Source organism: Streptomyces sp. NPDC004126 (genome assembly GCF_050275515.1).
Lineage (GTDB): Bacteria > Actinomycetota > Actinomycetes > Streptomycetales > Streptomycetaceae > Streptomyces.
This window is the reverse complement of record NZ_JBNNPF010000009.1, coordinates 121,875-133,287: the sequence shown is the minus strand read 5'-3', so window position 1 is coordinate 133,287 and position 11,413 is coordinate 121,875. Positions and strand designations below refer to the sequence as shown.

At 73.0% G+C, this 11,413-nt stretch carries 11 protein-coding genes; 10 read left to right on the top strand and 1 reads right to left on the bottom strand.

Annotated elements, in window-relative coordinates:
• Positions 1-77 precede the first annotated feature (77 nt).
• Positions 78-1,244, bottom strand: a complete 1,167-nt coding sequence (locus ACQKM2_RS11485) for a sensor histidine kinase (RefSeq protein WP_427708535.1) — start codon at positions 1,242-1,244, stop codon at positions 78-80.
• Positions 1,245-1,400: 156 nt separating this feature from the next.
• On the opposite strand from ACQKM2_RS11485, the gene ACQKM2_RS11480 reads away from it, so the two are divergent.
• From ACQKM2_RS11480 to ACQKM2_RS11435, 10 genes are read left to right on the top strand one after another with little or no spacing between them, the layout of a single operon-like run.
• Positions 1,401-1,808 (top strand): NADH-quinone oxidoreductase subunit A, encoded by a 408-nt coding sequence (locus tag ACQKM2_RS11480; protein WP_042801540.1) that lies wholly within the window; start codon positions 1,401-1,403, stop codon positions 1,806-1,808.
• Positions 1,799-2,422: an NADH-quinone oxidoreductase subunit B gene (locus tag ACQKM2_RS11475; protein ID WP_427708534.1), complete on the top strand. Its 624-nt coding sequence runs from the start codon at positions 1,799-1,801 to the stop codon at positions 2,420-2,422. The genes ACQKM2_RS11480 and ACQKM2_RS11475 overlap by 10 nt, the downstream gene beginning before the upstream one ends.
• Positions 2,419-3,585 carry an NADH-quinone oxidoreductase subunit C gene (locus ACQKM2_RS11470; protein WP_427708533.1) on the top strand — a complete coding sequence of 389 codons (1,167 nt, stop codon included), beginning with the start codon at positions 2,419-2,421 and terminating at the stop codon, positions 3,583-3,585. Before ACQKM2_RS11475 ends, ACQKM2_RS11470 begins: the two co-directional genes overlap by 4 nt.
• Positions 3,582-4,550, top strand: a complete 969-nt coding sequence (locus ACQKM2_RS11465) for a complex I subunit 1/NuoH family protein (protein ID WP_125598587.1) — start codon at positions 3,582-3,584, stop codon at positions 4,548-4,550. The genes ACQKM2_RS11470 and ACQKM2_RS11465 overlap by 4 nt, the downstream gene beginning before the upstream one ends.
• On the top strand, positions 4,550-5,164 hold the full coding sequence (locus ACQKM2_RS11460; protein ID WP_427708532.1) for a NuoI/complex I 23 kDa subunit family protein: 615 nt from the start codon (positions 4,550-4,552) through the stop codon (positions 5,162-5,164). The genes ACQKM2_RS11465 and ACQKM2_RS11460 overlap by 1 nt, the downstream gene beginning before the upstream one ends.
• Positions 5,164-5,799: an NADH-quinone oxidoreductase subunit J family protein gene (locus ACQKM2_RS11455; RefSeq protein ID WP_427708531.1), complete on the top strand. Its 636-nt coding sequence runs from the start codon at positions 5,164-5,166 to the stop codon at positions 5,797-5,799. Before ACQKM2_RS11460 ends, ACQKM2_RS11455 begins: the two co-directional genes overlap by 1 nt.
• Positions 5,799-6,158, top strand: a complete 360-nt coding sequence (gene nuoK, locus ACQKM2_RS11450) for an NADH-quinone oxidoreductase subunit NuoK (protein WP_427708530.1) — start codon at positions 5,799-5,801, stop codon at positions 6,156-6,158. The genes ACQKM2_RS11455 and nuoK overlap by 1 nt, the downstream gene beginning before the upstream one ends.
• Positions 6,155-8,158, top strand: a complete 2,004-nt coding sequence (locus tag ACQKM2_RS11445; protein WP_427708529.1) for an NADH-quinone oxidoreductase subunit L — start codon at positions 6,155-6,157, stop codon at positions 8,156-8,158. The genes nuoK and ACQKM2_RS11445 overlap by 4 nt, the downstream gene beginning before the upstream one ends.
• A 38-nt stretch (positions 8,159-8,196) precedes the next feature.
• Positions 8,197-9,750 carry a complex I subunit 4 family protein gene (locus ACQKM2_RS11440; protein ID WP_427708660.1) on the top strand — a complete coding sequence of 518 codons (1,554 nt, stop codon included), beginning with the start codon at positions 8,197-8,199 and terminating at the stop codon, positions 9,748-9,750.
• Complete coding sequence (locus ACQKM2_RS11435; RefSeq protein WP_427708528.1) at positions 9,747-11,291, top strand: NADH-quinone oxidoreductase subunit N; 1,545 nt, start codon at positions 9,747-9,749, stop codon at positions 11,289-11,291. The genes ACQKM2_RS11440 and ACQKM2_RS11435 overlap by 4 nt, the downstream gene beginning before the upstream one ends.
• Positions 11,292-11,413: the final 122 nt, after the last annotated feature.

Sequence of the window (11,413 nt, the reverse complement as noted above, 5' to 3'; positions counted from 1 at the left end):
GCCCCACCGGCCCGGCGCAGCGGCACCGCCCCGCCGCCGCCCCGCGGCACCGGCCCGGCGCAGCGGCCCGGCCCCGGCTACGCGCGGGAGCGCCACGGCAGCTCCGCCGTGACCACCGTCCCCTCCCCCTCGGGGGAGTCCACCGTGAACACGCCGTCCACCGCCCCCAGCCGCTCCGCGAGCCCCGCCAGCCCGCTCCCGCCGGAGGCATCGGCTCCGCCCCGCCCGTCATCCGCGACGCGGATCAGCAGCCGGTTCCCCGACCGCCACACCTCGACGCTCGCGCCCCGCGCCGACACCCCCGCGTGCTTGCTGACGTTCTGCAGCAGCTCGGACACCACGAAGTACGCGATCCCCTCGATCGCCTCGGCGGGCCGCTCCGCCAGGTCCACGTGCACCTTCACCGGCACCAGGCACCGCGAGGCCACCGACGACAGCGCCGCGTCGAGCCCCCGGTCGGTCAGCACCGCCGGGTGGATGCCCCGTGCGAGGTCCCGCAGCTCCTGGAGCGCCAGCTTCACCTCGCCGTGCGCCTCGTCGACCATCGCCGCCGCGCCCTCCGGGTCCTCCAGCAGCTTCTCCTTCGCCAGGCCGAGCCCCATGGCCAGCGCCACCAGCCGGGCCTGGGCCCCGTCGTGCAGGTCGCGTTCGATCCGCCGCAGGTCGGCGGCCGCCGTGTCCACGACGACCCCGCGCCCCGACTCCAGCTCCGCGATGCGCCGCTCCAGCTCGTCGGAGGGCGACAGCAGGCCCCGTACCATCGCGCGGTCCACGTTCGCCAGGGCGCGCGCCAGGTACGGCAGTACGGGCCACAGCACGAACAGACCGGGCAGCGCGATACTGAAGGTCAGCACTCCCCACGGCAGCCGGACCAGTTCGTACAGGACGGTCCGCCAGCCCACCGGGTCCTTGATCCCGGCCCACAGCCAGGGGAAGAACCCGCCGGCCCGGTACGGCGGAGGCAGCGGGGTCGGCTCGTCCACCCGTACACCGAGCAGGGCCCGCGCCCGCGCGCGTTCGAGTTTCCCGAGCTGCCGCGATCCGAGCAGACCGCAGGCGAGCAGCGGCAGTCCGATCGCGGTCACGGACAGACCGCCCGTCGTCGAAATCATGACAACCGTGTAAACAAATCCGATCAACGCCACCGGCAGGTTGCTCAGCAGGTAGGCGATCTCCTTCCACGTGGCCGCGTCGAAGGCGGGACGTACGGGAGGGGGAGCGGAAGCTTGATCGTTCGCGGTCATGCGGCTCAGCCTGCCAATTCCGCCCCGCCGACGCCATGGGGTAGCCAGGCGGCAGTGAACGGGGGGTAACCCCACCCTGTGCAGCCCAGGCCCTAGACTCCCTGCCGTACCAGATCAACCTGATCGTCGACAGTGGCCGAGGAGCGAGGAACGGACGTGCCCGACCCAACGGTATCGACAGCAACCGTGATCGCAGCGGACTACTTCCGGAGCTATTCGGTCGTCGGCCTGCTCGCTGTCGTCGGCGTGCTCTTCGTCGCCGTGGCCTTCGGCGCCGGCCGCCTGCTGCGGCCCGTGGTCCCGACCCCCGAGAAGCTGCTGACGTACGAGTGCGGCGTGGACCCCGTGGGCGAGGGCTGGGCGCACACCCAGGTCCGCTACTACGTCTACGCGTTCCTGTACGTCATCTTCGCCGTCGACTCGATCTTCCTCTTCCCGTGGGCGACGGTGTTCGCCGCCGCCGGTTACGGCGCCACGACCCTGGTCGAGATGTTCATCTTCCTCGGGTTCCTGGCCGTCGGCCTGCTCTACGCGTACAAGAAGGGCGTCCTCGAATGGACGTGACACCGGCGGTCACCCCGGAGACCCAGCCCCAGCCCCAGTCCCAGCCCCAGCTGCTTCCGGAGCCGAAGAGGCTGGGAGTGCTCTCCCGCCTCGCCCCGGAGCCCATGAAGGTGGTCCTGAACTGGGGCCGCCGCTACAGCCTGTGGGTCTTCAACTTCGGCCTCGCCTGCTGCGCGATCGAGTTCATCGCCGCGTCGATGGCCCGACACGACTTCATCCGCCTGGGTGTCATTCCGTTCGCGCCGGGCCCGCGCCAGGCCGACCTGATGATCGTCTCGGGCACGGTGACGGACAAGATGGCCCCGGCCGTCAGGCGCCTGTACGAGCAGATGCCCGAGCCGAAGTACGTCATCTCCTTCGGCGCCTGCTCCAACTGCGGCGGCCCGTACTGGGACTCGTACTCCGTCACCAAGGGCGTGGACCAGATCATTCCGGTCGACGTCTACGTGCCGGGCTGCCCGCCCCGCCCGGAGGCCCTCCTCCAGGGCATCCTCAAGCTCCAGGAGAAGATCGCCCGAGAGTCCCTCGCGGACCGCTACGCGGCATCGCCCTCCGTCGCCCAGCTCACCAGCGGCCTCGTCGCGGCGCCGCCCGCACCGGGGGCCGGCGCGTGAACCTCTACGACTCCCTCCCCGAAGCGGCCGGCACGGTCTTCGGCGCCGAGGCCGTGGCCTCGTCCGCGTACGAGCTCCTCACCGTCGACGTCCCCGTCGGCTCCTGGATCTCCGCGCTGGAGATCGCCCGCGACAAGCTGGGCTGCACCTACTTCGACTGGCTGAGCGCGGTCGACGAGCCCGGTACGGGCTTCCGCGTCTGCGCGCACGTCGTCTCCCTGGAGAACCACCGGGTACGCCGCCTGCTGCTGCGCACGACCGTCCCGCACTCGGCGCCCTCGCTGCCGTCCGCCGTCGACGTGTACGCGGGCGCGGCCTGGCACGAGCGGGAGACCTTCGAGATGTTCGGGGTCACCTTCACCGACCACCCCAACCTCGTGCACCTGCTCCTCCCCGAGAACTTCGAGGGGCACCCGCTGCGCAAGGACTTCGTCCTGGCGGCGCGCGTCGCCAAGGCGTGGCCCGGCGCCAAGGAGCCGGGCGAGGCGCACGACCCGGACGCGCCCAAGCGCCGCCAGATGCTCCCGCCCGGCGTGCCGGACCCCAACGACTGGGGCCCGCTCAAGGGCCAGCTGCCCCCGGCCCCCGCCCGGCCGGCCCGCACCCCGCGCGCCGCCGGCGCCGGCCCGGCGCGCGCCCCGCGCGAGGGCGCCCCGGTGCGCCGCACGCGCTCGGTGACGGAGGGCTCCGCCACCCAGGCCGCCCCGGCCGACACCCCGGAAACCCCGCGCCCACCGCGCCGCACCCGCTCGGTCACGGACGGCTCGGCCAGCCAGGCGACCCCTGCGGACACCCCGGACACCCCGGACACCCCAGGCCCGGCCCGCCGCACCCGCTCGGTCGCGGACGGCTCGGCGAGCCAAGCGGCCCCCGACGCCCCGCGCCCGGCCCGCCGCACCCGCTCGGCCTCCGAAGGCTCCGCGAGCCAGGCGGCCGCCCCGGTGGAGCCGGGCACCCCGGACACCCCGGCCGGCCAGGCAGCCGCGGCGGCGCCGGAGCCGGAGGCTCCCAGGCGCCCGGTACCGCGCAGCGCCGACGCCCCCTGGCACAACCCGAAGCCCGCCTTCGAGGAGCCCCCGGCCCCCGAGGCCGAGCCCGGACCCAAGCCCGAATCCGACACCGACACCGACACCGACACCGACACCACCGGAGGCGACGCGTGAACGACGTCCTCGACGTCGCCCTGCGACTGATCGTCGTCTTCGCCGTCTTCCTCGTGCTCCCGCTCGTCATCGGGCAGACCGAGCACAAGGTGATGGCGCACATGCAGGGCCGCCTCGGCCCCATGTACGCCGGCGGCTTCCACGGCTGGGCCCAGCTCGTCGCCGACGGCGTGAAGTTCGCGCAGAAGGAGGACATCGTCCCGGCCAACGCCGACCGGCGGATCTTCCAGCTCGCCCCCGCCGTCGCGCTGCTGCCGTACCTCCTCGTCCTGATCGCCATCCCCATCGGCCCGGGCGACAGCTGGATCGGCCAGGTCATCGACGCCGGCCTCTTCTACGCACTCGCCGTCATGGGCGTCGGCGTGCTCGGCAGCCTCATGGGCGGCTGGGCCTCCGCGAACAAGTTCTCCCTGCTCGGCGGCCTGCGCACCGCGGCCCAGCTGCTCGCGTACGAGCTGCCCATGCTGCTCGCCGCCGCCTCGGTCGCGATGGCCGCCGGGACCGTGTCCCTGCCCGGCATCGTCGGAGCCTTCGAGTGGTGGTGGCTGCCCTGGCAGATCATCGGCGCGGTCGTCTTCTTCACCGCCGGCCTCGCCGAACTCCAGCGGCCCCCGTTCGACATGCCCGTCGCCGACTCCGAGATCATCTTCGGCGCGTACACCGAGTACACCGGCCTGCGCTTCGCGCTGTTCCTGCTCGCCGAGTACGCCGGCATCGTCGTCCTGTGCGGCCTCACCACCGTCCTCTTCCTCGGCGGCTGGCACGGCCCCTTCGGCGGTGACGGCCTCGGCTGGTTCTGGACCCTCCTCAAGACCGCCGTCCTCGCCTTCGTCGTCATCTGGCTCCGGGTGAGCTACCCGCGCCTGCGCGAGGACCAGCTCCAGAAGCTCGCCTGGACCGTACTCATCCCGCTCGCGCTCGCCCAGATCGCGCTCACCGGCATCGTGAAGGTGGCGATCCAGTAATGCCCCCGATTCCCGGATCCGGCCTCGCCAAGGGCCTGGCCGTCACCCTGCGCACGATGACCAAGCGCGCGCACACCGCCCAGTACCCCGAGGTGCAGCCCGAGCTCCCGCCCCGCAGCCGCGGGGTCATCGGCCTGTTCGAGGAGAACTGCACGGTCTGCATGCTGTGCGCCCGCGAGTGCCCCGACTGGTGCATCTACATCGACTCCCACAAGGAGACGGTGCCCGCCGCCACCCCCGGCGGCCGCGAGCGCAGCCGCAACGTCCTCGACCGCTTCGCCATCGACTTCTCCCTCTGCATGTACTGCGGCATCTGCATCGAGGTGTGCCCCTTCGACGCCCTCTTCTGGTCGCCGGAGTTCGAGTACGCGGAGACCGACATCCACGAGCTCACCCACGAGCGCGACAAGCTGCGCGAGTGGATGTGGACCGTGCCGGCCCCGCCCGCCCTCGACCCCGCGGCGGAGGAGCCCAAGGAGATCGCGGCCGCCCGCAAGGCAGTCGAGAAGGCCGAAGCCACCGCTGCCGCCGCCGCGGCGGCAGCCGCCGCCCAGGCCGAAGCGGCCCCGCCCGCCGACGGCACCCCCGACACCCCGGCGGGAGGCACCGCCTGATGTACCCCGCCCACCTCGCAGCCGCCGCGGCCGCGGGCGCCCCCGCGCCCGGCCCCGGCTTCCTCTCGCCGACCGGCGTCGAGATCGCCTTCCTCCTCGTCGGCCTCGCCACCCTCGGCGCGGCCGTCATCACGGTCACCACCAAGCAGCTCGTGCACGCCGCCCTCTGGCTGGTCGTCGCGCTCGGCGGGATCGCCGTCGAGTACCTGCTGCTGACCGCCGAGTTCATCGCCTGGGTCCAGGTCCTGATCTACCTCGGCTCCGTGGTCGTCCTCCTCCTCTTCGGGCTGATGCTCACCAAGGCCCCCATCGGGCGCTCCCCGGACGCCGACTCCGGCAACCGCTGGGTCGCGCTCGGCGTCGCCGGCACCGCCGGGGCGGCGCTCGTCTGGGTGGTCGCCGACGCCTTCCGCACCACCTGGATCGACCTCGACGGCCCCGCCCAGGGCTCCACCAAGGTCTCCGGAGAGATCCTCTTCCAGCACTGGGTGCTGCCCTTCGAGGCGCTCTCCGTGCTCCTCCTCGCCGCCCTCATCGGCGCCATCGTGCTCTCCCGCCGCAACACCCCCGCCGAGGACGCCGCCGACGCGGCCGACGCCGCCGCCCGCGCGGGCACCGAGAAGGGGCAGAGCTGATGCACCTCGCCTACCCCGCGGTCCTCGCGGCCCTGCTCTTCGCCACCGGCCTGTACGGCGTGCTCGCCCGCCGCAACGCCATCCTGGTCCTGATGTCCGTCGAGCTGATGCTCAACGCCGTCAACCTCAACCTGGTGGCCTTCGACGTCTGGCTGCGCGACACCCTGCACGCCGGCCAGGCCCTCACCCTCTTCACCATCGCCATCGCCGCCGCCGAGATCGGCATCGGCCTCGCCATCGTGCTGATGGTGTACCGCAACCGCGGCACCTCGGACGTCGACAAGCTGCGCGACACCGCCGAGGGCCACGAACCCGGCCCGTCCGACGACATCACTGCCCGGCCGGAGGTCGCCGCGTGAGCACCACGACCCTCGCGGTCCTCGTCCCCGTCCTCCCCTTCCTCGGCGCCCTCGCCGGCCTGCTCCTGGGCCGCACCGCCCCCGGCTTCGTCAGGCCGCTCGCCGTCCTGCCGACGCTGGCCGCGGCCGTCCTGGCCGTCCTCGTCGCCGTCCGCCAAGGCGGCGGCCCGGCCATCGACACCGCCACCGAGCTCACCCCGACCGGCTCCGTGCCGATCGACCTGTCGCTGCACCTGGACGGCTTCGCCGCCCTCGTCGCCGTCCTCGTCGGGGTCGTCGCCACCTGCGTCCAGCTCTACTCGACGGCCTACCTGCGCGAGGACCCGCGCTACCCGTCCTACGCCGCCCTCGTCTCCCTCTTCACCTCCGCCATGCTGCTCGTCGTCTACTCCGGCGACCTGATGGTGCTGCTGGTCGGCTGGGAGATCATGGGTATCTGCTCGTACTTCCTCGTCGGCCACTACTGGGAGACCGAAGCCGCCCGCTCCGCCTCCCTCAAGGCCTTCCTCGTCACCAAGCTCGGCGACGTCCCCTTCCTCATCGGACTGTTCGCGCTCGCCGCCGACGCCGGCTCCTTCCGGATCACCAAGATCCTCGGAACCGTCGCCGCGGGCGGACTCGACCACCCGACGCTCATCGCGCTGCTCCTGCTCGCCGGCGTCGCCGGCAAGTCCGCGCAGTTCCCGCTCCACACCTGGCTGCCCGACGCCATGGCCGGCCCCACCCCGGTCTCCGCGCTCATCCACGCCGCGACGATGGTCGCCGCCGGCGTCTACTTCATCGCCCGCCTGCTGCCGGTCTTCACGGCCTCGCGGGCCGCACTCGTCGTCATGGCCGTCATGGCCGCCGTCACGATGATCGGCTCCGGCCTCGCCGCGCTGGCACAGGACGACATCAAGCGCGTACTCGCCTACTCCACCATCGGCCAGCTCGGCTACATGACCGGCGCCCTCGCCGTCGGCGACCGCGGCGCCGCCGTCTTCCACCTCCTGTCGCACGGCGCCTTCAAGGCGCTCCTCTTCCTCGGCGCGGGCGTCATCATCCACGCCGCCGGAACGAACTCCCTGGCCGCCATGTCCCGCATGGACGGCCTGGCCAAGCGCATCCCCGACGCCTTCTGGACGATGACGATCGCGCTGCTCGCGCTCGCCGCCATCCCGCCCTTCGCCGGCTTCTTCTCCAAGGAAGCCGTCCTCGTCGCCGCAGAGCACGCCGCCGGCGGACACTCCGACCTCGTGCCCGGCGCGGCCGGCTGGATCGTCCTGGCCGCCGGAGTGCTCACCGCCCTGCTCACCGCCGCCTACGCCACCCGGCTGTGGCTGATGGCCTTCCGGGGCCGCGGCGCCGCCGCCCCCGACCACGGCAGGGAACCCGTCGCCATGACCGGCGTGCTGTGGCTGCTGGCAGTCCCCTCGACCGCCTTCGGCCTCGCCGCCGGCCCCCTCGCCGACTGGTTCGACGGCGAGGAACTCACCCCGTCCGTGACCACCTCGGTCCTCGGCACCGGCGCCGCGCTCATCGGCATCGTGCTCACCTACGGCCTCTGGCAGCGGGCCACTGCCCGCGCCGCCGCCGGGATCCGCAACGGAGCCGCCGTACCCGCGTCCGTCGCCGCAGCCGAATCCGCCGCCGAGACCCCCGAGGTCGCCGAGGTGACCCACGACCACCCCGCCGTCCCGGCCACCCCTGCGGCCGACCCCGGCCGGGCGCTGCTCGGCCCGCTGCACCGCCACGCCGCCGCCGGCTTCCACCTCGACGCCGTCTACGACCGGCTCTTCGTACGCCCCACCCGGGCGGCCGCGGGCCTGGTCCGCTTCCTGGACCGCGAGGTCGTCGACACGTACGTCCGCGGCGCGGGCACCGGCCCCCGGCTGCTCGGCAGCCTCGTACGCCGCGCCCAGACCGGCAACGTACAGAGCTACCTGAGCGCCCTGCTCGCCGGCGCCGTGGTCCTGGCCATCGCCACCGCCGTCCTCGCCAACGTCAACGCCGGATCGTGAGCCGAGAGTCAGCCGTGATCGATATCAGCCCGTCCGTGATGCAGTTCCTTCTGGCGTTCACCGTGGCCGCACCGCTCCTCGGCGCCGTCGCGGCCCTCCTGCCGGCCCCGCCCGGACTGAAGGGCAAGAGCCCCGAACAGGCCGTGCTCCGCCACGGCGTCACCGTCACCGGAGTCGTCCTCGCCGCGGCCGTCGCCCTCACCCTGGGCTTCGACCACGACGCCCCGTCCCGCTTCCAGGCGACGACGGACATCAGCTGGATCCAGGCGCTGAACATCCGGATCCACCTCGGCATCGACGGCATCTCGCTCCCCCTCCTCCTGATGACCGCGCTGCTGTTCTTCCTCTGCGCGGTGTACAGCTACTTCAAGCTCCCCGAAGGCCCCTCCCCGAAGGCCTTCGTCGCGCTGCTCCTCGTACTCGAGGCCGGCACCCTCGCGACCTTCGCCGTCCTCGACCTGATGCTGTTCTTCCTCGCCTTCGAGATGGTCCTCATCCCGATGTACTTCCTCATCGCCCGCTGGGGCGGTGCTCAGCGGCAGGCCGCCGCCTGGAAGTTCATCCTCTACACCCTCCTCGGCTCCGTGGTCATGCTCCTCGGCCTGCTGCTGATCGGCCTGAACAGCGGCACTTTCGACATGGTGGCACTCGCCTCTGACAACGGGCGCGGACTGAGCCACACCACCCAGCTCCTGGCCGTCCTCGCCATCGGCATCGGCCTCGCCGTGAAGACCCCGATGTGGCCGCTGCACACCTGGCTGCCCGACGCCCACACCGCCGCCCCCACCGTCGGCTCCGTGCTCCTCGCCGGCGTCATGCTGAAGATGGGCACCTACGGCTTCGTCCGCATCCTGCTGCCCGTCACCCCCGACGGCATGCACACCTTCGCCCCCTACCTGGGCGCCTTCGCCGCCGTCGGCATCGTCTACGGATCCCTCGCCTGCCTCGCGCTGACCCGCCGCAACGGCAAGGGCGACCTCAAGCGCCTCATCGCGTACTCCTCCGTCGGCCACATGGGCTTCGTCCTCCTCGGCATCGCGTCCATGACCCCCACCGGGGTCAACGGCGCGCTCTTCGCCAACATCGCCCACGGCCTGATCACCGGCCTGCTCTTCTTCCTCGTGGGCGCCCTCAAGGACCGCTACGGCAGCAGCGACCTCGACACCCTCGCCGGGGCCACCGGCGCCGCCCTCTACGGCCGCGCCCCCCGCCTCGGCGCCCTCCTGGCCTTCGCCGCCGTCGCCTCCCTCGGCCTGCCCGGCCTCGCCGGCTTCTGGGGCGAGATGCTGGCCCTCTTCGGCGCCTTCGACCCGGCCGAGGGCCTCTCCCGCCCGGCCTTCCTCACCTACATGGCCGTCGGCGCGTTCGGCACCCTCCTCACCGCCGCCTACCTGCTGATCGTCGTACGGCGCGTCTGCATGGGCGACCCGAAGGCCGGCCCCGAGATCACCGTCGCCGACGTCCAGCGCTACGAGTTCGCCGCCTGGACCCCGCTCGTCGCCCTCACCGTCCTCGCCGGCCTGTGGCCGGCGGTCCTCCTCGGCCTCACCGACCCGGCCGTACAGAAGCTCCTCGCAGGAGGCAACGCATGACGGCCGCCACGGTCCTCGCCGCCGACACCCCCAGCCTCGTCCAGTCCGTCGACTGGCTCGCGATCGCGCCCGTGGTCATCACCGCCGCCGTCGCCGTGTTCGCCCTGGTCGCCGACCTGTTCATGTCCGAGGCCCGCAAGCCGGTCCTCGGCTGGATCTCCGTGGCCGGCCTGGCCGCCGCGACCGCCTCCCTGCTCCCGCTGCGCGCCGGCGACCGCTCCACCTTCTGCCTCACCGGCGACCCGGCCGCGTGCAGCTACACCGCCGACCACTTCGCGCTCGTCGTGCAGTTCCTGGTGCTGGCCGGAGCCCTGGTCACCGCCCTGCTGTCGGTCACCGCCGTCCGCGACGCGCGCACCCCGGCCGGCGAGTACTGGTTCCTGCTGCTGTCCTCCGCCGCCGGCGCCGCCCTGCTGCCCGCCTCCCGCGACCTCGCCACCCTGATCGTCGCCCTCGAAGTGGCCTCGCTGCCCGCCTTCGCCCTCGTCGGCATGCGCCGCGGCGACCGGCTCTCCTCCGAGGCCGCCCTCAAGTTCTTCCTGTCCTCCGTCACCGCCACCGCCGTCTCCCTGATGGGCGTCAGCTTCGTCTACGCCGCCACCGGCTCCCTGCACCTGTCGCAGGTCGCGGGACGGCTCGAAGAAGTACCCGGGCAGCTCGACACCCTCGCCATGGCGGGCGTCGCGCTCACCCTCGTCGGCTTCGCCTTCAAGACCGCCGCCGTCCCCTTCCACTTCTGGGTCCCCGACACCTACGTCGGCGCCCCCCTGCCCGTCGCCGGCTACCTCTCGGTGATCGGCAAGGCCGTCGGCTTCACCGGCCTCATCCTCGTCACGGTGATCGCCTTCCCCGCGTACTCCGACGTCTGGGGCCCGGCCCTGGCCGTCCTCGCCGCGCTCACCATGACCCTCGGCAACGCCGCCGCCCTGCGCCAGTCCGCCGACCGCGCCCACAGCGCCGTACGCCTCCTCGCCTGGTCCTCCGTCGGCCAGGCCGGCTACCTCCTGGTCCCGATCGCCGCGGCCGCGTACACCGACCGCGACCAGATCGGCTCCACCGTCGCCTACGCGCTCATGTACGCGGCCGTGAACCTCGGCGCCTTCGCCGTGGCCGCCCTCGTGGCCCGTACGAAGCCGCTGCACCGGATCAGCGACTACCGCGGCCTGTACGCGGAGCGGCCCGCCGCCGCCCTCGCGATGGCCTTCTTCCTGCTCTGCCTCGCCGGACTGCCGCCGGGCATCATCGGCCTCTTCGCCAAGGTCGCCGTCTTCCGCTCGGCTGTGGACGCGGGCCTCGGCTGGCTGGCCGTGCTCATGGCCGTCAACGTCGTCGTCGCCCTGTACTACTACCTGCGCTGGACCGCGCTCCTGTTCCGCACCCCGGAGCCCGGCACCGGGCCCGCAGCGGCCGTGCCCGCCCGCACGAAGGCGCCCTGGCCCGTCGCGGCCGCCATCGCCCTCACCGCGGTGACCGCCCTCGTCCTCTCGGGCGCCCCGCAGCTCGTCCTGCGCTTCGCCTCGGGCAGCCTCTTCCCGCTGTAGCCCGTCCGGCCGCGTCCTTCCCGCAGCGACTCACCCGTACGGAGTAACGCCCGCCGTCGCCCCCCGGCCCGTGCCACCGGGGCGGCGGCCCCGCCGTGCCCTGGGAACCAGACGCCGCCACC

Excerpts from the sequence above, each read along its gene's own strand:
- ACQKM2_RS11485 (WP_427708535.1), bottom strand. The coding sequence starts at position 1,244 with ATGACCGCGAACGATCAAGCTTCCGCTCCCCCTCCCGTACGTCCCGCC.
- ACQKM2_RS11475 (WP_427708534.1), top strand. The coding sequence starts at position 1,799 with ATGGACGTGACACCGGCGGTCACCCCGGAGACCCAGCCCCAGCCCCAG.
- ACQKM2_RS11460 (WP_427708532.1), top strand. The coding sequence starts at position 4,550 with ATGCCCCCGATTCCCGGATCCGGCCTCGCCAAGGGCCTGGCCGTCACC.
- ACQKM2_RS11455 (WP_427708531.1), top strand. The coding sequence starts at position 5,164 with ATGTACCCCGCCCACCTCGCAGCCGCCGCGGCCGCGGGCGCCCCCGCG.
- nuoK (WP_427708530.1), top strand. The coding sequence starts at position 5,799 with ATGCACCTCGCCTACCCCGCGGTCCTCGCGGCCCTGCTCTTCGCCACC.
- ACQKM2_RS11440 (WP_427708660.1), top strand. The coding sequence starts at position 8,197 with ATGCAGTTCCTTCTGGCGTTCACCGTGGCCGCACCGCTCCTCGGCGCC.
- ACQKM2_RS11435 (WP_427708528.1), top strand. The coding sequence starts at position 9,747 with ATGACGGCCGCCACGGTCCTCGCCGCCGACACCCCCAGCCTCGTCCAG.